At 55.2% G+C, this 19,378-nt stretch carries 19 protein-coding genes and 1 other RNA gene; 7 read left to right on the top strand and 13 right to left on the bottom strand.

All coding sequences use genetic code 11. From position 1 onward, the window contains the following. The first annotated feature begins 58 nt into the window (after positions 1-58). Together AB4Y96_RS10380 and AB4Y96_RS10375 are read left to right on the top strand one after the other, a co-directional pair. A complete protein-coding gene (locus AB4Y96_RS10380) occupies positions 59-1,357 on the top strand; it encodes an SDR family oxidoreductase (protein ID WP_441917151.1) in 1,299 nt (432 codons plus the stop codon). Positions 1,358-1,360: 3 nt separating this feature from the next. Beyond that, positions 1,361-1,837, top strand: coding sequence for a DUF2269 family protein (locus AB4Y96_RS10375; RefSeq protein ID WP_441917150.1), 477 nt, complete (start codon positions 1,361-1,363; stop codon positions 1,835-1,837). 4 nt (positions 1,838-1,841) lie between these two features. On the opposite strand, the gene AB4Y96_RS10370 is transcribed toward AB4Y96_RS10375, so the two are convergent. The 3 genes from AB4Y96_RS10370 to AB4Y96_RS10360 all read right to left on the bottom strand — a co-directional run bounded on the left by AB4Y96_RS10370 (position 1,842) and on the right by AB4Y96_RS10360 (position 4,944). Then, positions 1,842-2,435 (bottom strand): LysE family translocator, encoded by a 594-nt coding sequence (locus tag AB4Y96_RS10370; protein ID WP_091877789.1) that lies wholly within the window; start codon positions 2,433-2,435, stop codon positions 1,842-1,844. A gap of 109 nt (positions 2,436-2,544) precedes the next feature. Beyond that, complete coding sequence (gene ilvN, locus AB4Y96_RS10365; RefSeq protein WP_091877790.1) at positions 2,545-3,117, bottom strand: acetolactate synthase small subunit; 573 nt, start codon at positions 3,115-3,117, stop codon at positions 2,545-2,547. A 21-nt stretch (positions 3,118-3,138) separates the two neighbouring features. After that, entirely contained in the window at positions 3,139-4,944 is a 1,806-nt protein-coding gene (locus AB4Y96_RS10360) for an acetolactate synthase 3 large subunit (RefSeq protein WP_441917148.1), read from the bottom strand. A 403-nt stretch (positions 4,945-5,347) separates the two neighbouring features. Here AB4Y96_RS10360 and AB4Y96_RS10355 point away from each other — a divergent pair, with 403 nt between their 5' ends. Then, entirely contained in the window at positions 5,348-7,195 is a 1,848-nt protein-coding gene (locus AB4Y96_RS10355) for an ATP-binding protein (protein ID WP_441917146.1), read from the top strand. On the opposite strand, the gene miaA is transcribed toward AB4Y96_RS10355, so the two are convergent. Further along, a complete protein-coding gene (gene miaA, locus AB4Y96_RS10350) occupies positions 7,192-8,088 on the bottom strand; it encodes a tRNA (adenosine(37)-N6)-dimethylallyltransferase MiaA (RefSeq protein ID WP_441917200.1) in 897 nt (298 codons plus the stop codon). The two genes, AB4Y96_RS10355 and miaA, sit on opposite strands and share 4 nt — an antisense overlap. 20 nt (positions 8,089-8,108) lie before the next feature. Here miaA and serB point away from each other — a divergent pair, with 20 nt between their 5' ends. After that, positions 8,109-8,996, top strand: coding sequence for a phosphoserine phosphatase SerB (gene serB / locus AB4Y96_RS10345; RefSeq protein ID WP_441917145.1), 888 nt, complete (start codon positions 8,109-8,111; stop codon positions 8,994-8,996). A 54-nt stretch (positions 8,997-9,050) separates the two neighbouring features. Here serB and AB4Y96_RS10340 read toward each other — a convergent pair whose 3' ends face one another. The 8 genes from AB4Y96_RS10340 to AB4Y96_RS10305 all read right to left on the bottom strand — a co-directional run bounded on the left by AB4Y96_RS10340 (position 9,051) and on the right by AB4Y96_RS10305 (position 15,890). Further along, positions 9,051-10,589 (bottom strand): DegQ family serine endoprotease, encoded by a 1,539-nt coding sequence (locus AB4Y96_RS10340; RefSeq protein ID WP_182509594.1) that lies wholly within the window; start codon positions 10,587-10,589, stop codon positions 9,051-9,053. Positions 10,590-10,720: 131 nt separating this feature from the next. Next, the gene (locus tag AB4Y96_RS10335; protein WP_091877796.1) at positions 10,721-10,906 is read right to left on the bottom strand and encodes a DUF2065 domain-containing protein; all 186 of its coding nucleotides are present in this window, start codon (positions 10,904-10,906) and stop codon (positions 10,721-10,723) included. Positions 10,907-10,922: 16 nt separating this feature from the next. Beyond that, complete coding sequence (gene hflC, locus AB4Y96_RS10330; RefSeq protein WP_441917143.1) at positions 10,923-11,846, bottom strand: protease modulator HflC; 924 nt, start codon at positions 11,844-11,846, stop codon at positions 10,923-10,925. After that, positions 11,846-12,952: an FtsH protease activity modulator HflK gene (gene hflK / locus AB4Y96_RS10325; protein ID WP_091877798.1), complete on the bottom strand. Its 1,107-nt coding sequence runs from the start codon at positions 12,950-12,952 to the stop codon at positions 11,846-11,848. Before hflK ends, hflC begins: the two co-directional genes overlap by 1 nt. A 193-nt stretch (positions 12,953-13,145) precedes the next feature. Next, on the bottom strand, positions 13,146-13,646 hold the full coding sequence (locus tag AB4Y96_RS10320) for a dihydrofolate reductase (protein WP_091877799.1): 501 nt from the start codon (positions 13,644-13,646) through the stop codon (positions 13,146-13,148). Next, positions 13,643-14,647 carry a DUF4424 domain-containing protein gene (locus tag AB4Y96_RS10315; protein ID WP_441917141.1) on the bottom strand — a complete coding sequence of 335 codons (1,005 nt, stop codon included), beginning with the start codon at positions 14,645-14,647 and terminating at the stop codon, positions 13,643-13,645. Before AB4Y96_RS10315 ends, AB4Y96_RS10320 begins: the two co-directional genes overlap by 4 nt. A gap of 20 nt (positions 14,648-14,667) precedes the next feature. Continuing rightward, positions 14,668-15,462, bottom strand: coding sequence for a thymidylate synthase (locus tag AB4Y96_RS10310; RefSeq protein WP_441917139.1), 795 nt, complete (start codon positions 15,460-15,462; stop codon positions 14,668-14,670). Between the two features lie 116 nt (positions 15,463-15,578). Then, positions 15,579-15,890: a DUF2853 family protein gene (locus AB4Y96_RS10305; protein ID WP_091877801.1), complete on the bottom strand. Its 312-nt coding sequence runs from the start codon at positions 15,888-15,890 to the stop codon at positions 15,579-15,581. Between the two features lie 146 nt (positions 15,891-16,036). Here AB4Y96_RS10305 and ssrA point away from each other — a divergent pair. Further along, positions 16,037-16,394, top strand: a transfer-messenger RNA (tmRNA) gene (gene ssrA, locus AB4Y96_RS10300). Between the two features lie 119 nt (positions 16,395-16,513). Next, positions 16,514-17,065, top strand: a complete 552-nt coding sequence (locus AB4Y96_RS10295) for an AAA family ATPase (RefSeq protein WP_441917137.1) — start codon at positions 16,514-16,516, stop codon at positions 17,063-17,065. A 59-nt stretch (positions 17,066-17,124) separates the two neighbouring features. Here AB4Y96_RS10295 and AB4Y96_RS10290 read toward each other — a convergent pair whose 3' ends face one another. Continuing rightward, positions 17,125-18,333, bottom strand: coding sequence for a multidrug effflux MFS transporter (locus AB4Y96_RS10290; protein ID WP_112527560.1), 1,209 nt, complete (start codon positions 18,331-18,333; stop codon positions 17,125-17,127). Between the two features lie 210 nt (positions 18,334-18,543). On the opposite strand from AB4Y96_RS10290, the gene AB4Y96_RS10285 reads away from it, so the two are divergent. After that, positions 18,544-19,257 (top strand): TetR/AcrR family transcriptional regulator C-terminal domain-containing protein, encoded by a 714-nt coding sequence (locus AB4Y96_RS10285; protein ID WP_441917135.1) that lies wholly within the window; start codon positions 18,544-18,546, stop codon positions 19,255-19,257. Positions 19,258-19,378 lie beyond the last annotated feature (121 nt).

Here is a 19,378-nt window from a genome sequence, read left to right as displayed (position 1 = left end):
CGCTCACTCATCAAGCAGATCGGCAGGCTTAATTTGCGCCGGTATCCGGGATAGCTTCATGAAAATACTTGTACTTGGCGGCAATGGTTTCATCGGACAGGCTGTGTGCCACAAACTGGCAATGAACGGCCATTCTGTTACCGGCATCGGGCGAAGCATCGAGGAGGCGCGCCAACGCCTGCCGGAAATCGAATGGCAATCTGTCGATATCGGAAAACTGCTGCAATTGGATGCTTGGCTTGCCCTGATCAGCGGGATGGATGTTATCGTCAATTGTGCGGGCGCCCTGCAAGACGGTGCCCGGGACGATGTGACAGCCGTCCAGCAAAGTGCCATGCTCGCGCTCTATCAGGCGGCTCAGCGGGTTTCCATCAAACTCATCGTGCAGATTTCCGCAGAAACCGAAAAAAGTGGCGCAGACCTGCCATTCATTGCCACCAAGCGTTTTGCCGACACCGCTCTCAAACAATCAACTCTGCCATATGTGATCCTGCGGCCTGCTCTCGTCATTGGCCGTAATGCAAATGGCGGTTCAGCCCTTATCCGGGCTTTGGCATCGTTTCCCTTCCTCACACCACTGATATTTCATAACCACCCGGTGGAATTTGTTGCTTTGGATGATGTAACCGAAACCGTCCTCGCCTGTATCGAGGGAAAGATCACGCCGGGTTCAGATTTCGCACTCGTTGCTCCCAAGACCCATAGCTTGGCTGAGGTGGTGGCCGCACATCGGGCATGGCTGGGGCTCAAGCCCGCTTCTGTTCTGCGCCTGCCAAAAATAGCGGCAAATCTGATGGCTCGTGCCGCTGACCTCACTGGCCACCTCGGCTGGCGCTCTCCCCTGCGCTCGACTGCTATGGCGATCATGATGGACGGCATTGTCTCGGGCGACATCGAAAAAGCTGGCGCTTCGGCTACACGACCAGAACTCCTCACGTTGACGGAAACATTGTCCAGACATACCGCCGGTGTGCAGGATCTCTGGTTTGCGCGGCTATACCTGCTGAAACCATTGATGATTCTCACCCTCTCCCTCTTCTGGATAGCGTCCGGTGCACTGAGCTTATTGAGTTTTGATATGGCGGCTGGCAATCTTGTGCCCGGTTTCGGTCCTTTGGGTGCCGAATTGCTCACGGCAATCACCAGTCTTGCCGACATCCTTCTCGGCTTATTCGTCCTGTTCAGGCGGCATGCTATGAAGGCCATGCTTGGAATGTTGCTTCTCAGTGCTGCCTACATTCTGGCAGGAACACTTCTCGCCCCTATTCTCTGGCTTGATCCTCTCGGACCTTATGTAAAAGTGATCCCTTCAATGGTTCTCACTCTGGCCTGCCTTGCCATATTCAACGAGCGCTAGAAAATGCTGTATCAGGATATTCTCCGCCTCATCCATGTCATCGGCGCAACCGTTCTATTCGGCACCGGCTCAGGCATCGCATTCTTCATGGTCATGGCGCACAAGACGCGCAATCCGGCAATTATCAGCCATGTTGCGAGCATCGTCGTTCTTGCCGATACGGTTTTCACGGCCTCGGCAGTCATTCTGCAACCGATCAGCGGTTATCTCCTGGCAAAATCCATCGGATGGACGTTGGACACACCGTGGATTGCCCTGTCACTGGGCCTCTATGTCCTTATCGGTCTTTTCTGGCTGCCGGTCGTCTGGATACAGATTCAGTTGCGCAACATCGCCACACAAGCAGCGGCAAGCGGGGCTGAACTACCCGCCCACTACTTCAGGCTTTATAACATCTGGTTTATTTGCGGGTTTCCCGCATTTGCCGCAGTCATTGCCATTTTCTGGCTGATGCTAACCAAACCCGATCTCAGCTGGTAAAACGCTATTTCAGCATCGGCCAGAGACTGGCAACCAGCAAGGCGGCCATTGAAATATTGAACCATTTCAGTCGCGCGGGATCGGACAACCAGCCGCGCATGAACTGGCCAAATATGGCCCAGCTTGATACCGACGGGATGTTCACCACAGCGAAGGCGATGCCGACAATCAGAACCGTGAGGTAGTAGGATTGTGGCGCGGTATAGGTGGCCATGGCAGTCACCGCCATCACCCACGCCTTGGGATTGATCCACTGGAACGCCGCTGCCTCCATAAATGTCATGGGCCGCGTATTGCCATCCACAGCGCCCAGCGAGCGTGATGTGGCGATCTTGTAAGCAAGATAGACGAGATAAGCGCCACCGGCGAATTTCAGGATCGTGTAGACAAGCGGAATAGTCTGGATCAGCGCGCCAAGGCCAAGCCCGACGCCGATCAGCAGCGTGAAAAAGCCGCTGCCAATGCCAAACATGTGCGGAATGGTGCGCTTGAAGCCGAAATTCACACCCGAGGCGAGCAACATCAGATTGTTCGGTCCCGGTGTGATCGACGTAACAAAGGCAAAGACCAGCAATGTGAAAAAGATTTCGAGCGACATGACAAACCAGATCTGATGCGTTGGGGAGATGTAAGCGTCAGGCAGGTATGGCTCAATCGCAATCTTGTCAGGGATACAATTGCGTATCCCTGAGTTTGATCGTTGAAGCTTACATGCCCTGCGGGCCGCGATTCATGGCGGCGACACCTGTCCGGCAAATCTCCACGAGGCCGAGCGGCTTCATGATGGCGATGAACTGGTCGAGCTTCGAACCCTTGCCTGTTATTTCGAAGATGAAATGTTCCGTGGTGGCATCGGCCACCTTGGCATGGAATGCATCAGCAAGGCGCAGTGCCTCGTTGCGGTTCTCGCCAAGACCGGCCACCTTGACCAGCGCCAGTTCGCGCTGGATCGGCTTGTCATTGCCAAGCTCATCCGCACGCACGGAAAGATCAACCACCCGGTGCACCGGAACGATACGTTCCAGCTGGTGGCGGATCTGGTCGAGCACATGCGGTGTGCCGCGTGTCACGATGGTGATGCGGGACAGATGCTGTTCATGCTCGGTTTCAGAGACGGTGAGGCTTTCAATGTTGTAGCCACGCCCGGAGAACAGGCCGATGACACGGGCAAGGACGCCGGGTTCATTGTCAACGAGAACCGATAGCACTGTGGTGATCGGTAGTTCTGTCTCCTTGGCAATGAAATATGCCGAGCCGGAGGCTAGATTTTGAGCGTTCATTTGGTTCTTCTCTCCGGTTTCTTAAACGAGCTGCCGACCTTTGGCATCAATAGCATTGGCAACGGCTTCATCGGTAGCTTCGTCTGGCAGCAGCATCTCATTATGCGCCTTGCCGGATGGAATCATCGGGAAACAGTTTGCCAGATTGGCCACGCGGCAATCGAACAGGACAGGCTTTTTGACATCAATCATTTCCTGAATGGCATCATCCAGCTGATCCGGTTTTTCGCAGCGAATGCCATGGCCGCCATAGGCTTCCGCCAGTTTAACGAAATCCGGCAGGGCTTCCGTATAGGAATGCGACAGGCGGTTGCCATGCAGCAACTGCTGCCACTGGCGGACCATGCCCATATACTGGTTGTTCAGGATGAAAATCTTGATCGGCGCGTCATACTGCACCGCCGCGCTCATCTCCTGCATGGTCATCTGCACCGAAGCATCGCCGGCAATATCGATAACCAGCGAATTCGGATGGGCAATCTGCACACCCAAAGCTGCCGGCAGACCGTAACCCATGGTGCCGAGACCACCCGACGTCATCCAGCGGTTCGGCTTTTCAAAGCCATAAAACTGCGCCGCCCACATCTGGTGTTGGCCAACTTCCGTGGTGATGAAGGTGTCGCGATCCTTGGTCAGTTCATAGAGCCGCTCCAACGCATATTGCGGCATGATCACGTCTTTGTTGCGGGTATAGGACAGTGATTTGCGCCCGCGCCATTTATCAATCTGCGACCACCATTCACCCATCGCCTTCTTGTCAGGACGCTCGGATGTGGCACGCCACAGGCGGATCATATCTTCAAGAACCCGGCCAACATCGCCGATCACAGGGATATCAACGCGAACCGCTTTGTTGATCGAGGACGGATCGATATCGATGTGAATTTTCTTGGAATTGGGCGAGAAGGCATTGAGACGACCGGTGATGCGGTCATCAAAACGCGCACCGATGCAGACCATGACATCACAATCATGCATCGTCATGTTGGCTTCATAGGTGCCGTGCATGCCGAGCATTCCCAGCCAGTTCTTGCCGGATGCAGGGTAGGCGCCGAGGCCCATCAGGGTCGAGGTAATCGGGAAATTGGTCAGTTCAACCAGTTCGCGCAGCAACTGGCTGGCCTGTGGGCCGGAATTGATAACACCACCACCGGAATAGATGACCGGACGTTTGGCTGTCGACATCAAGGCAACAGCCTGCTTGATCGCCTCGATGTCGCCCTCGACTTTCGGACGATAGCTGGTGCGCGGCGATGTTTCCGGCGGGGTATAGAAGCCAGTGGCAAACTGAACGTCCTTGGGAACATCAACGAGAACCGGACCCGGACGGCCGGTGCGGGCAACGTGGAACGCTTCGTGCAGCACACGCGCCAGATCATTGACGTCCTTCACCAGCCAGTTGTGCTTGGTGCAGGGACGCGTGATGCCAATCGTGTCGCATTCCTGAAACGCATCCGAACCGATGAGCGTTGTCGGAACCTGACCGCTGATGCAAACCAGCGGGATCGAGTCCATCAGCGCATCCTGCAATGGCGTCACCGCATTGGTGGCACCGGGACCTGAAGTCACCAGCATAACGCCGACCTTGCCGGTCGAACGGGCATAGCCTTCAGCCGCATGCCCCGCGCCCTGCTCGTGGCGAACCAGAACGTGGTTGATTTTATCCTGCTGATGCAGCTCATCATAAATGGGAAGGACCGCACCACCCGGATAACCGAAAATATCCGTCACGCCCTGATCGATGAGTGCCTGGATGACCATTTCGGCCCCGGTCATCTCCCGTCGTTGCGATGCGTGGTTGTCACTATCCTGCTTGTCTGCGGTCATCGGTCTCTTCCCGTATACTCTGCGGCTTAAAGCCTTCCAGAAGGTGTTTTCGTTTGCGTAATGTTTGGAAATAAAAAAAGCCCCCGAAGGAGCCTGTGTTTCGCGCATGGGAGCTTCCGCCGGGTGCTTACAACACCCTGCCCATGCGCGGTCCCACGACGATAAGAACTGTTTTCATGGTCGCGGACGATAATTAAGCAAATTCTATCCGTCAACGGCAAAATTGAGGAATTTGAAATGTTTGCAAACAAAGGGCTGCTTTGGCGCAACATCCTTCAAATACGAAATTCATCGCTAAGATATTCTCAATGCCTTACGACTAAAGTTTAATCTCGCTGCCAAGTTCCGGGATTGATCACCACCAATGAGCGCCGAAGCCCTGCCCTCCGCACAGGAAAGACCAATGGTTCGCAACCGGACCGATGGTCATGTCATCGAGTGCAATGGCGATAAGGCCACCATCCACGCGATGACCGGACCATCCATCACTGCATCGGAGGATTACTGGTCCGTCGGCCAGCTTATTTCCATTCAGGTTGCGGGCAGCCGCGTGGTCGGTCTTGTTTACAAGGTTGATCTGCCCAATGCCGAATGGCAACAGGATGTCGATCAGAGCATTCACATCCATGTGGAGCTTGTCGGTCAGGTCGATACGCATGACGACGGCAAGCTGCGCTTTTCCAGCGGCATCAGGACCTATCCGCATATGGGTGCCATAGCGCATCGTATCCGCGCGGCTGATCTCGCCACGATCTACACGACATCCCTGAAAAACACCGTATCCATCGGCCACCTCTCGCAAAATGCCGAGATCCCTGCGCTGATCTCAATCGACAGCCTGATTTCGCGGCATTTCGCCGTGCTTGGCAGTACCGGCGTCGGCAAATCCAGCGCCGTGACGCTGCTCCTGCGGAAAATCATCTCACAGCGCCCGGATTTGCGCGTGCTTATTCTTGATCCGCACAATGAGTTTGCCAGCGCTTTTCCTGATCTTGCCATTTCCATTGATTACAGCACCTTTGACCTGCCCTACTGGATGTTCCGGCTTGAAGAATTCGGTGAAGCGGTTTTTCGCGGACGCCCGTCGATCACGGCTGAAATCGACATTCTGCGCGACCTGATCCCGCTTGCCAAAGAGCGCTTTGCCAATGCTGAATCCACCTCGGCGTCTTCCCTGTTGAAGAGGGAGCGCGATTCCGCCTCGATGACTGCCGATACGCCTGTGCCCTACCGCATGGCCGATCTGATGAAGCTGCTGGATGAGCGTATTGGCCAGCTGGATGGCAAGACTGATCGCCCGACCCTGAAAGCGCTGCGTTATCGGTTGCAGGCATTGATCGCCGATCCACGCTATCGTTTCATGTTTTCAGCGCCCACCACGCTTGATACGATGCGCCAGACACTCGGCCATATTTTTCGCGTACCCAAGAATGACCGGCCAATCTGTGTTTTCCAGCTCGCGGGGTTGCCAGCGGAAGTGGTGAATTCCGTCGCTTCGGTTCTTTGCCGCATGGCGTTTGACCTTGCCGTCTCCAGCGATGGCAATGTGCAAACACTCGTGGTCTGCGAGGAGGCACACCGCTATATCCCCGCCGATACCTCCGCCGGTTTCTGGCCGACACGCCAAGCCATCGCCCGCATCGCCAAGGAAGGCCGCAAATACGGTGTTTACCTCGCTGTTATCACCCAGCGTCCCGGCGAGCTTGACTCGACAATCCTTTCCCAGTGCAGCACTGTTTTCGCCATGCGGCTCGGCAATGAGCGCGATCAGGAAATCATTCGCGGCGCGATCAGCGGCGCATCGCAGAGCACCGTGGGTTTCCTGTCATCTATCGCCAATCGCGAGGCAATTGCCTTCGGTGAAGCCGTGCCAACGCCGATGCGCATGATGTTTGAAACCATTGCACCTGAACATCTGCCAGCCGCCCATATGACACAGCAGCAAGAGGCCGTACGCTCCGGTGACAGCCACGTCTCGCTGGATATGATCCTCAATCGCATGCGCCAGTTGAACGCAGCCGACAGCGCCACTGGTGATGACACATCAGGCAATTTTAGCGCCTTCGAAAAACCTGCCATGGTGCAGCGGCCCACAGCGCCGATTCAGCGCGAACCGATCAGAACCCAATGGCGGGCAGCCGAGGCCGTGAGCGTTCCGATTATCGAGGAACCACGGAAGCCAGCGCGATCAGAGACGGAGGGTTTGCGCGCCAGCGACCTCATCCGCAGTTTCCGCAGCGATAAAACTTAAGTCTGAGGATAGGCGATCCGCTCCCAGTCATCGCCCAACTGATTGCGGAACCATGTCATTTGCCGTTTCGCATATTGCCGAGTCGCAATGGTCGACAATTCGGCGGCTCGCGCGGGGCTGATGGTACCATCCAGCATTTGCGCAATCTCACTCACCCCGATGGCACGCATGGCGGGAAGATCAGTTGAAAGATCAAGCGCCAGCAAGGCTTTGACCTCTTCAACCGCACCCTTTTCTACCATCGCCTGAAAGCGCATCGCGATCCGTTCGCCAAGCCACGGACGATCCGGTTCAATCACGATCTTGCGGGCAGAAACAGTATCGATCAAAGGCGTGCCGGTTTCCTTTTGCCAATCGACAATCGAACGCCCTGACGCATCAATCACCTCCAATGCCCGCACGATGCGCTGGCTGTCGGTCGGGCGCAGTGTCGCCGCCGCCTGCGGGTCTTTCTCTTTTAGAACAGCATGAAGCTGTGCTGCCCCTGCTTTCGCATCCTGTTCACGCCAGTAAGCCCTGACAGCATCCGGAATATCCGGCATGGCCGACAGCCCGCCGAGCAATGCCCGGAAATAAAGCCCCGTACCGCCGACAAAGATCAGCGGACGATCACCGGCAGCCTCGGTTTTCAAAAAATGTTCCACATCGGCAAACCAGCGCCCGGTGGAATAAGCAGTCGACGGCGCAACGTGACCATAGAGAAAATGCGGTGCTTCACGCAGATCATCAACACCCGGCCGCGCCGTCAGCACATCAAGCACATCATAGACCTGCATGGAATCGGCGTTGACGATCCAGCCATCAACCTCTTTGGCCAAGCGCAGTGCCAATGCCGACTTGCCGCTTGCCGTTGGTCCGGCTATCAGGATTGTCTGTCTTCTTGTCACACCAATCGTCCAATCAGGAAATGCTCATGCCCTTGATGGCCACGCTTATCGCCAATCCGGCTTCACCCAGTCTCAGCCCATCGCTGGGGATTAAAGCCTCAGCGGCAGTCAATGCAACAGGACTTTATTGGCTGGCCGACGGAATTGCCTGCGATCTCGCCTTGCGGACAGGTTCTGACCCGCTGGAAAGCCATGCGGAACTGGCGCGGATCGTTGACGGCGAGCCTATTGATATCGTGGTGCAGGAGCAGGATATCCGGCGCAAGAAAGTCCTGATTGCCGACATGGATTCCACCATGATCCAGCAGGAATGCATTGACGAACTGGCCGAAGAGGCTGGCCTGCGTGACAAGGTAGCCGCCATTACCGCCCGCGCGATGAATGGCGAAATCGAATTCGAACCCGCCTTGCGCGAACGCGTCGCCCTGCTCAAGGGCCTGCCCTATACGGTGATCGACAAGGTCATTGCCAGCCGTATCACGCTCATGCCCGGCGGGCCGGAACTGGTCCGCACAATGAAAAAGCACGGTGCCTATACTGCGCTCGTCTCCGGTGGCTTCACCGTCTTCACCCAGCGCATCGCCGCCATGATCGGTTTTCACGAGAACAGTGCCAATACTTTACTCGACAATGGCGTAACGCTGACAGGCGAAGTCAGCGAACCCATTCTTGGCCGCGAGGCCAAGGTCGCGGCGCTCAACGCCATCTGCGAGCGGTTCAATCTTTCCCCGGAGGAAGCCCTTGCTGTGGGTGATGGCGCCAATGATCTCGGTATGTTGCAGCTCGCGGGCACCGGTGTCGCCCTGCATGCCAAGCCGTCAGTTGCCGCGCAGGCAAAAGTGCGTATCGATCACGGCGATCTCACCGCGCTGCTTTATATCCAAGGCTATCGCAAGACTGATTTCGTTATCTGATAGCACATATGAAAAAGGCGGCCATTGGCCGCCTTCTTGTTGATCTCGATAGTATCAATTCATCTGCAGGGTCACGAAGCGCAACTCGCCGGTCTTTGATGCGAGCATCAACAGGGCGTTCTTGCGGCCTTCGTCGCGTAGCTTTTCAATCCGCTTGGCTACTTCTTCAGGTGTCTTGACGGTTTCCTGCGCGATATCGACGATGACATCGCCAGCCTCGATCCGCTTGTTCGCAGCGACCGATTCAGCCTGTACTTCCGTAATCAGAACGCCTTCGACCTCTTTGGCAATGCCAAATGTCTTTCTGGTTGCCTCATCGAGAACACCGAGCGACATCCCCAGAACATCCACGTCCTGCGAAGAGTCTTCGTCCTGATCGGTCTGCGACTTGGGCTTGTCCTTACCTTTGCCCTTGTCGTCAGTGTCTTCAAGGCGGCCAAGCGTGACCTTGACCGTCTGTTCCTTGCCCTTGCGGACAATGACCACATCGACTTCCTTACCGACAGGGCTTTCCGCAACGGCGCGCGGCAAATCTTTCACATTATTGATAGACTTTCCGTCGAATTTTGTAATGACGTCACCAACAAGCAGCGAACCATTGGCAACGGGTCCGCCATCAATAACCCCGGCAACCAGTGCACCCTTGCCCGATGTCATACCCAGACTTTCAGCGATATCATCCGTAACCGGCTGAAAGCGAATGCCCAGCCAGCCGCGCTGCACTTCACCATGGTCGCGCAACTGTTGAATAACGCCCGATGCAAGTTCGGCGGGAATAGCGAAACCAATGCCGATTGATCCCCCCGTTGGCGAAATGATTGCCGTGTTGATGCCAATCACCTGACCATACATATCGAACAGTGGTCCACCGGAATTGCCCCGGTTGATTGCCGCATCGGTCTGGATGAAATTGTCATAAGGGCCGGAATTGATATCGCGGTTACGCGCCGAAACGATACCGACAGTGACAGTACCGCCCAGGCCGAACGGATTGCCAATGGCCATAACCCAATCGCCAATACGGGCTTTCGAGGAATCGCCAAACTTGACCGCGACAAGCTTGTGCTTCTTTGGATCAACCTTGAGAACGGCCAGATCGGTCTTGGTATCCTTGCCGACCAGCTCCGCCTTCAGCTTGGAACCGTCGGTAAAATTGACTTCGATATCGTCGGCATCGGCAATAACGTGGTTGTTGGTCACGACAATGCCCTGCTCCGCATCAATGACAAATCCGGAGCCAAGCGACTGAACCTTGCGGGATGGATTGCTTTCGCCTGGCTTCTGCTTGCCAAAATATTCGTCGAAAAACTCCTGAAATGGCGATCCTTCCGGGACCTTTGGCATTGGGACAGGTCCGGAATCAGAATCGCCATCCTGACCTTTCACGGTCTGTGATGTCGAAATATTCACCACCGCATCCAGCAGGCCCTCGGCAAGATCGGCAACCGACGCCGGGCCTTGCGCTCTTGGCTGCGCTGACTGTGCTGCGGCGACAGTCACAAAGGCTGGTGCCACGCTGGTGGCGGACAGCGCAACCAGCGCTATTACCGCGGTGGCAGAACGGAAAAACGGGCGACCAGGAGTGAAAACCATGCGTTCGGGCCTTTGTATGTATGGACAGATTAAAAAATAAATGGCGACGGATTACAACAGAGCCGCGAGAGTAGACGAAAATATGGCCATGGTCGCAAGCTTGATCAAGTTTGGTAATGGCGGGACCGCCATTACCCCCGTGCGAGCCAGACGATTCCCACGCCAAGGGCGATGGAGGCGACACCGGCAATACGCAAAAAACCATCGGGCTGGGCACTGACATCCCGGGCGACGCGTTTTGCGATAAGTGGGAAACAGCCGTAGAGCAGCCCCTCAAAGACGAGGAACAGCCCTACGGCATCCAGAAAATCAATCATGCTTCACCTGCCCCGATTATGGGGCAGGTTTTGGAAGAGCAGGCGGTGCCGGTGGTAGAGTGCCATTGGCATCCTGGAAATAACGGAAGAACTCGGAATTGGGCGAAAGCACCATCGTTGTTCCCGTATTATCCAGCGCCGCACCATAAGCCGCCATCGAACGATAGAAGGCGAAGAAGCTCGGGTCCTTGGAGAAGACATCAGCGAAGATACGGCTGCGCTCGCCTTCACCTTCACCTCGGGCGATTTCCGATTCCTTGCGGGCTTCCGCAACGATCTCGACCACCTGACGATCGGCAATCGCCTTGATGCGCTGTGCAGCTTCACGGCCACGGGCGCGCAGGAACTCGGCCTGCGCGAGACGTTCAGCTTTCATGCGCTCATAGGTCTGCTGCGAGACTTCCTGTGTCAGATCAGTCCGGCGAACACGCACATCGGCAATCTCAAGACCAAGCGATTCCGCATCGGGACGCAGTTGCTCGCGCACTTCACGCATCATGCCCGCACGTTCATCAGAAAGCGCAGCTTCAAATCCACGCAGACCATAAACGCTACGCAAGGACGCATCGAGACGTGTCTTCAAGCGAGCCTGCGCAAAATCCACGTCACCCGACACCGTCTGGCGGAACTTGCGTGGATCGGTAATGCGATAGACGAGGAAAGCATCGACTTCATAGAACTTGCCGCCCGAAACCTGAACACGAATATTGTCGAGTTCAAAGCTCAGGAGACGATCTTCGACCATCTGGACATTGTCGGCTTCAAGAAAACCGAAAGGCAGTTTGAAATAGATGCCCGGTTGCGTTTTCACATCAACGATCTGACCAAAGCGCAGGACAATGGCCTGCTGACGTTCATTGACGACAAAAACCGACGAATAAACCAGCAGGGCGACGAATGCGATCAGACCCGCAATAAGAGGTAAACGGTTCTGGTTCATTACTTTGTCCCCTCGGTCTGGCGCTGCTGCTTGGTGATCTCTGACAAGGGCAGATAGGGCACAATTCCCTGACCATCTTTCTGGTCGACAATCACCTTGTTCGAGTCCTTCAGCACACGCTCCATTGTTTCGAGGTAGAGACGCTTGCGGGTCACTTCCGGCGCCTTGACGTACTGGTCGTAAACAGATGTAAAGCGCTGCGCCTCACCCTGTGCTTCCTGCACGATCCGGTTCTTGTAAGCGGCAGCATCTTCGCGGATCTGCGCGCCTTCACCGCGAGCCTGACCCAGCTTCTGGTTGGAATACTGGTTCGACTCTTCAACGAAACGGTCTTCATCCTGCTCGGCACGCTGCACTTCATCGAAGGCATCGGCAACTTCACGCGGTGGCGAAGCATCTTCGATCGAGACGGCGTTGACAGCTATTCCGGAACCGTAATCATCCAGTGTCTTCTGGATGATGCCGCGCACGTCATTGGCTATGCCAGCACGATTATCGCGGAAAATGTCCTGTGCCGGGCTGCGGCCAACGATTTCGCGCATCGCGCTTTCGGAGACCTGCTGCACCATATTCTCAGGATTTTGCACATGGAACAGGTAAGCAACCGGGTCGGAAACGCGGTAAAGAATGGAGAACTGAACATTCACGATGTTCTGGTCACCCGTCAGCATCAGACCTTCTCTGGCGCCGGATACACCCTGCCCGCCAATGTTCTTCTGCTTCTCGACGATCTGTACCTTTTCATAGGATTCGATTGGCCACAGATGGAAATGCAGACCCGGCTCGGCAATATCTGCCTTCGGCTTACCGAAACGCAGCTCTACAGCGCGTTCATCCGGCTGGACCGTATAGATCGACTGAAAAAGCCAAAAAGCAACGAGCGCAAGCGCAACAAGTCCGAAAATCGTCGAGCTGCTGCCAGTACCACCGGGAAGTGCCTGGCGCAGACGGTCCTGACCACGGCGGATAATATCTTCAAGGTCGGGTGGATTGCCACCGGGGCCTCCACCTTGTGGTTTTTGGCCCCATGGACCTCCACCACCGCCGTTATTGTTACCGCCGCCACCCCAAGGGCCGCCGCCACCATTCTGATTACTCCAGGGCATTCCTACCTCATATTTTGGACGAGATTCGCCACCCCATGGCAACGTCCCTCTAACCCGACTTCCCGTTTATAGGGATCGCGAGGCCCGCTTTCAACGCGCGGCGCGGTTTTTCATGCTTATTTGGTAAAAAGATGAATGATTATGCCCCCTTATCACGACATTTTCATATCAAGACCTATACGGAGTGCCATTTTCAGCGCCGTTCGTAAATTGCGTAGCGTGTCGGATAATTGTCTTTTTCGCCTGCGGGAAATTCTTCCTGAGAAACTTCGTTCCAGATCTTGGGATCAATCGGGGGGAAGAAAGCATCTCCTTCAATATTCGCCAGAACCCATGTGATGTGAAGCCGGTCTGCCCGGTCAAGCAGCTGGCGATAAATCTCACCGCCGCCGATCACACAGATTTCGTCAACCTTGTCAGCCGCCGCGTGGCTTCCGGCAATCATCAGCGCCTCGTCAACCGAACGGACCGCGATAACGCCCTCCACGGCAAAGGCCGGATCGCGGGTAATGACGATATTGGTGCGTCCCGGCAATGGCTTGCCAAGAGTGTCCCATGTCTTGCGACCCATTACGATGGGTTTGCCCATCGTAACAGCCTTGAAACGCTTCAGGTCAGAGGACAAGCGCCAGGGCAGACCATTGTCACGGCCAATAACACCGTTCTGTGCGACGGCCACGACAAAACTGATCATGGGACCTTGTTCCTTTCGAGAACCAGAATGTTGAGATCTTCTTCGGGTAAAAAGTCCTTGGCGGTCATTTCGAACGTGGTTGGTCCCGTCTTTTTGATCCCGGTGCCACAGAAACTGATCAAATTATCAGGATCACCCTTATCAACTGTCAGTTTGAAATTCTGAATGGGCCCCGCCCAATTGGCACCTGTGGTCAAGACGTAGGAAATCCAGCTTTCACGAAACGGATAGCTGTTCACCGCATATTTCTGCAAGACTTTGGCAACAGTCTGATCAAAATCCTTGTCGCGGCAATATTTTCGCGCATGCGCCGCATCTTCCGCTGACGGGGTTTTGGCCAGAGGATCAAACCGGATAGCAACAAAACCGCCGACGCTCGGCGTATAGCGATGCGAGACCCGTATCTCCTTGCCCGCCGGAAACTTCATCGACCACCAGAAGGTCGCCTTCAATATCCATGCCGGGGCATAGCTCAACTTGCCGTCGACAAGTTCGCCACTGTCGACAAGCAGCCCCCGGCTCATCCAGTCATTCTTCGTGTTGTCATCAAGGGCGTTGATCGCCGCTATCACTTTGCTGTCAAAGGGCGATACGGCTATCCCCTTCCCGGTCAAAATATCCGTAACGTCGAGACCACCAGCAACCGCCCTTTGCTGCAATTGCGGCTTGATGGGTTGTCCGTCTGCTGTGACACTAAAATCAAAGAAATTGTCCGACTGCGGGTCCGGTATTGATACCATGGACTGGGTGTCAAGCCGCATGTCAGGCATAGGAAATGCGACCACGCTTTCGACATCTTCCTTGGCGCTGTTGCTGAAGACGTAATCGACCCGGACCTGTTTTTGAGAGATAAACAGGTCTTCCTGTCTCATCCAAATGTCCTGATTGCGCAAAAAGACCAGACCGCCGGTTGCCAGCGAGGCGGTCGAGTCATTTGCCCATGACATGGAAGGGTAAGTAAGCGAAGCAAGCAGAGCAGTTAAACACAAGCGTTTCAGCACGATGTCCTCCAGACAATTGCCTATACGGCGATGGGTGCCTTGATGCTCGGTTCTGAGACGTAGTTCTCTAGATTGAAATCTTCGAACTTGAAGGCGAAGAGATCTTTCACGTCAGGATTGATACGCATAGTTGGCAAATGACCGGGGGTACGGCTTAATTGCAGCTTTGCCTGCTCGAAATGGTTGGCATAAAGATGGGCGTCGCCCAGCGTGTGAACGAAATCGCCCGGCTTCAATCCGGTAGCCTGCGCCACCATCATGGTCAGCAAGGCATAGGATGCGATATTGAAGGGCACGCCGAGGAAAATATCCGCAGAGCGCTGATACATCTGGCAGGAGAGCTTTCCGTCGGCCACGTAGAACTGGAACAGGCAATGGCAGGGCGGCAGCGCCATCTCGTCGACAAGCGCCGGATTCCACGCCGAAACGATCAGACGTCGCGAATAAGGATTCTGCTTTATCGCACTGACAAGATTCGCGATTTGGTCGATATGGCGGCCATCGGGCGCAGGCCACGAGCGCCATTGATAACCATAGACGGGCCCGAGGTCGCCGTTCTCGTCAGCCCATTCATCCCAGATCGTTACACCGTTTTCCTTCAGATAGGCGATATTGGTTTCGCCGTTCAGGAACCAGAGGAGTTCATGGATGATGGATTTCAGATGCAGCTTCTTCGTTGTCAGCACGGGAAAACCGGCAGACAGGTCGAATCGCATCTGGTAGCCGAAAACGGACCGCGTGCCGGTACCGGTCCGGTCACCACGATCAATGCCCGTATCGAGCACATGCTGTAAAAGATCAAGATAAGCGCGCATGGCTTCTCTTTAGCAGATTCGCTCTGTGAAATAGTAAAACTTCTATGTGATCCACAAGCACAGCTATCAAAATCCCCGGCGAATCACCGGGGATTGTATTTTATCCGTGAGGACAATCAGAGGCTGCCGAGCAGTCCGAGTTCTTTTGCCGTCAGATAATAGAAGGTGACGCGGCCCTTGGAACGGTCGGCTTTCATCTTTTCGCAGACGGCGTGAATGGCAGCATCGGCCTTGGCAGCATCGGTAACGCCAAGCTTCTTGCCAACCCAACTGGTGCGAACACGGCCCAATTCTTCCGGGTCCGAGCAGGAAACGAGCGAAGAATCCTTGTTGCGCAGAGCAATTCCGAGATGTTTGACGATTTTGGCTACCGTGGCTTCATCGGCACCGGCATCATAAATGCGTACATCTTTTAGATAGTCACTCATGGATAAATCCCCTGATTGTTAGGTTCAGCGCCCAAGCACTGTAACGCTCCCTGACACGAAAGACATCGCACAACCGGCAGATGCATGAGGCGATGTCTCATTAGACAAGAAGAAACATTCCCCACCAACAGGAACCTGTCAATGCCACTCTTTCATTTCGTCGCGACACGACCTATATAGGTCCTGCTGGTCTCGGCCAGCTATAGTGATAAACGGACGATGTAATAAGCCCATTGGACCCGGGGGCGGTACCCGGCGCCTCCACCAGAGTGCAGTTGAAAGACTGCATTGTGGCGGGGGCGAAATAGGATCGACAAGGGTGTAAAGATCGATCTTTTGCTCGGCATTGTACCACCGTTATCGGGCTAACTCAGTAGTTGCAAACGACAACTATGCGGAAGCACGTCTCGCTGCTTAATTGCGGTGTGATCGCTTCAAATTAAGTCCTAGGGGTTCGCACTTCTAGGCGGGGTTCGGAGGTACCTGGCAACAGAAACCTCCACTTTCCCCCTTCTGAACATCTCCAGCGCTGCAAGCCATCCTCAGGCTTTGCGCATTCTTTTCCATTTCATCAACATTCGCGCATGGCGGCAGGGCTGCACTGCGCCGTCAGGAGTCTATCCATGCATAAGAGCAATGACCGCTACGTGATCCTTACCGGCGGACCGGGAGCGGGCAAGACAACCCTCATCTGCGCCCTGAAAGAACGTGGCTATGCCACCGCGCCGGAAGCGGGCCGCGCGATTATCCAGAATTATCAGGCCATCAACGGACCAGCCCTGCCCTGGCAGAACAAGGCGCTGTTTGCCGAACTAATGCTTTCATGGGAACTGCGATCCTATGGAGAAGCCGCTGAACAGGAAGGAATCGTGTTCTTTGATCGCGGCGTGCCGGATGTTCTTGGTTATTTTGACCTCATTGGACTTCCAGTCCCCGAGCACGCAAGACAGGCGGCAAAACTGTTTCGTTACAACCCCAGCGTGTTCATCCTGCCGCCATGGCCGGAGATTTTCGAACAGGATGCCGAACGCAAGCAGACACTGGAAGAAGCAGAATTGACATACAGCGCGCTGGCAAACGCCTATGCGCAAAGTGGTTATAATCTTGTCGAGGTTCCCAAGTGCTCCGTTGCCGAACGCGCCGATTTCATCCTTGCCCGCCTTGGTGGTCTCTGAAAGCAAAAGGCCCGGAACTGTTCATTCCGGGCCTTTGTCTTATCAATGCTAGGGGCCGATTATTCAGCCGCGGCTTCCACTTCAACCACGCGGCGGCGCGCAATGGTTACCTGTGTGAGGATGAAGGCAGCCACGGCGCATAGGCCTATGCCCGCCGCCATCGGCAATGCTGTACCGTCGAAGAACAGGCCCGCAATGACCATGGCAACGGCTGCTGTCACGAAGTGCAGCGTTCCCATCAGGGCTGATGCTGTACCGGCAATCTCGCCATGATCTTCAAGCGCCAGTACCGCGGTCGTTGGGATGACCAACCCGAGGAAGCCGTAGCCGATGAAGAGGAACGTCGCCAATACAGGCAGCTGATTGAAGCCAAGCGCCATAACCACAACCATTGCAGCCATGGTGAACGAGAAGGCTGTCAGCGCCATGCGCATAACCCGTACCAGACCAAAGCGATCACCCAGCCAGCCCGTCAACTGCGATACCGTGAAGAACGAAACCGCATTGATCGAGAAGGCGATGCTGTATTGCGTTGGCGTCAGGCCATAATGGTCAATCAGCACGAAAGGCGAATTGGCGAGATAGACGAGGAAGCTTGAAATACCCAGACCACCGATGAAGGTGAGCGTCAGGAAGTTACGGTCGCCAAGCAGCAGACGATAAGCCGCCATGGCACTGCCAAGGCCACTTTCGACGCGTGCTGCCTGTGGCCGGGTCTCCTTTAGCTGCGTCGACAGCAGGATCAGGCCAATGAAAGCCGCAATCGTCACCGCCCAGAATACGCCGCGCCAGCCGTAAAAGCTGATGACAGCACTGCCTGTCAGCGGCGCCAGAATCGGCGAGATGCTGAATACCAGCATCAGCAATGACATCAGACGCGCAGCCTGCACACCCGTATGCATATCGCGAACGATAGCGCGCGGAATAACCATGCCTGCGGCACCGCCAATCCCCTGCAGGAAGCGGAAGGCGATCAGCGTTTCAATGTCCTTGGAAAGCGCGCAGCCAACACTGGCCACGGCAAACAGGCCGATACCCATATAAAGCGGTGCCTTACGGCCCCACATATCGGAAAGCGGTCCGTAGATCAGCTGGAAGATGGCAAATGAGATAAAGAAGGCAAGAAGGCTCATCTGCACGACATTGTTTTCCGCGCTCAGGTCCTTGCCGATTGATGGCAGCGCCGGAAGATACATGTCGATCGCAAATGGCCCGATGGCCGACAGGAGCCCCAGAATGAGGGCCGTACGAAAGAATGAGGTCGTCATGGTGTTTTTCTTTCAGAAAACGGCAGCGTGACACTCTTCAGCTTCTGCGCTGCATTGCTCTCAGGAGAGGTTCAGAATTCTTACCTGCGAAGCGGCGGCGCGCTTGGGAGGACGCTCGTCACATCACAAAACAGTGTGTCAATATTTTTAGACACAAGTGTCAAATTAGACACTATTGTCTAAAACGTCAATGCGCCTTATCTTTGGTTCATGAGAAATCCAAAAGAAGCAGCGCACAAGGCGACCGGCCCTATTCTTGGCCATACTCAACGCGGTCAATGTTCAAAACGACTATCGATATTGGATGCGGCGGCGGAGGTATTTTGCCGTGAAGGCTTTGCCGGAGCGAGTATTGACGAAATCGCTGTGGAAGCGTGCGTTTCGCGCCAGACTATATATAACCACTACCGCGAAAAGGAAACACTCTTTACCGCTGTGGTGGAAGATGTGATGAACCGCACCAACTCCAGTCTCTATTCCATTCTGGCGACATTTCCCGACAAGCCGGATAGTCTTGAGGATGATTTGAGCGCTTTCGCGGTTCGATTGACGAAGAATTGCCTGTGCAATCAGGACGGCAAATTCCTGCGCAAGCTCGTGCAGTCCGAGGGCGAACGCTATCCGCAACTGTTCGAGGGCTGGCGCAAGCATGGCCCCGGCAAGATCGGCACCGCCCTCGCCGCGCTGTTTGCCCGCCTCTCCTATGGCGGTGCGTTGCAGATGGAGGATTTTGATCTGGCCGCCCGGCAGTTTCTCGCCTTGGTCAACGCTGATCTGCAAATACTCACGCTGTTTGGCGAATCGCCGACCGATGAACAGCTGGAAACGGCAGCGCGCAATGCGGTGCGCACCTTCCTCAGGGCTTATTCGGCACCCGCGACAAATGCGACTGCTACGCAACCTCCCGTCAAAGCCGTTGGCTGAAACGCTCCCTCAAACTCAGGGAAATGGCAGCAACTTTGTCTCGTTCACAGCATCAGTGAGGAGGCTCACACAACCTCCCAAGATGTGAGGGACAAGCATTATTTACATCAGGCGCTTACAA

Source organism: Phyllobacterium sp. TAF24, from assembly GCF_052113785.1.
Taxonomy (GTDB): domain Bacteria; phylum Pseudomonadota; class Alphaproteobacteria; order Rhizobiales; family Rhizobiaceae; genus Phyllobacterium.
Note: the sequence above shows the minus strand (reverse complement) of the source record. Positions and strands in the feature narration are given on the sequence as shown.

What these genes read in the sequence shown, in the direction of transcription:
- AB4Y96_RS10295 (WP_441917137.1), top strand. Translation starts at nt 16,514, where the DNA reads ATGCATAAGAGCAATGACCGCTACGTGATCCTTACCGGCGGACCGGGA.
- hflC (WP_441917143.1), bottom strand. Translation starts at nt 11,846, where the DNA reads ATGAACCAGAACCGTTTACCTCTTATTGCGGGTCTGATCGCATTCGTC.
- AB4Y96_RS10375 (WP_441917150.1), top strand. Translation starts at nt 1,361, where the DNA reads ATGCTGTATCAGGATATTCTCCGCCTCATCCATGTCATCGGCGCAACC.
- AB4Y96_RS10310 (WP_441917139.1), bottom strand. Translation starts at nt 15,462, where the DNA reads ATGCGCGCTTATCTTGATCTTTTACAGCATGTGCTCGATACGGGCATT.
- AB4Y96_RS10360 (WP_441917148.1), bottom strand. Translation starts at nt 4,944, where the DNA reads ATGACCGCAGACAAGCAGGATAGTGACAACCACGCATCGCAACGACGG.
- AB4Y96_RS10285 (WP_441917135.1), top strand. Translation starts at nt 18,544, where the DNA reads ATGAGAAATCCAAAAGAAGCAGCGCACAAGGCGACCGGCCCTATTCTT.
- ilvN (WP_091877790.1), bottom strand. Translation starts at nt 3,117, where the DNA reads ATGAACGCTCAAAATCTAGCCTCCGGCTCGGCATATTTCATTGCCAAG.
- serB (WP_441917145.1), top strand. Translation starts at nt 8,109, where the DNA reads ATGCCCTTGATGGCCACGCTTATCGCCAATCCGGCTTCACCCAGTCTC.
- AB4Y96_RS10320 (WP_091877799.1), bottom strand. Translation starts at nt 13,646, where the DNA reads ATGATCAGTTTTGTCGTGGCCGTCGCACAGAACGGTGTTATTGGCCGT.
- AB4Y96_RS10380 (WP_441917151.1), top strand. Translation starts at nt 59, where the DNA reads ATGAAAATACTTGTACTTGGCGGCAATGGTTTCATCGGACAGGCTGTG.
- AB4Y96_RS10370 (WP_091877789.1), bottom strand. Translation starts at nt 2,435, where the DNA reads ATGTCGCTCGAAATCTTTTTCACATTGCTGGTCTTTGCCTTTGTTACG.
- AB4Y96_RS10335 (WP_091877796.1), bottom strand. Translation starts at nt 10,906, where the DNA reads ATGATTGATTTTCTGGATGCCGTAGGGCTGTTCCTCGTCTTTGAGGGG.
- AB4Y96_RS10340 (WP_182509594.1), bottom strand. Translation starts at nt 10,589, where the DNA reads ATGGTTTTCACTCCTGGTCGCCCGTTTTTCCGTTCTGCCACCGCGGTA.
- AB4Y96_RS10355 (WP_441917146.1), top strand. Translation starts at nt 5,348, where the DNA reads ATGGTTCGCAACCGGACCGATGGTCATGTCATCGAGTGCAATGGCGAT.
- hflK (WP_091877798.1), bottom strand. Translation starts at nt 12,952, where the DNA reads ATGCCCTGGAGTAATCAGAATGGTGGCGGCGGCCCTTGGGGTGGCGGC.
- AB4Y96_RS10305 (WP_091877801.1), bottom strand. Translation starts at nt 15,890, where the DNA reads ATGAGTGACTATCTAAAAGATGTACGCATTTATGATGCCGGTGCCGAT.
- AB4Y96_RS10290 (WP_112527560.1), bottom strand. Translation starts at nt 18,333, where the DNA reads ATGACGACCTCATTCTTTCGTACGGCCCTCATTCTGGGGCTCCTGTCG.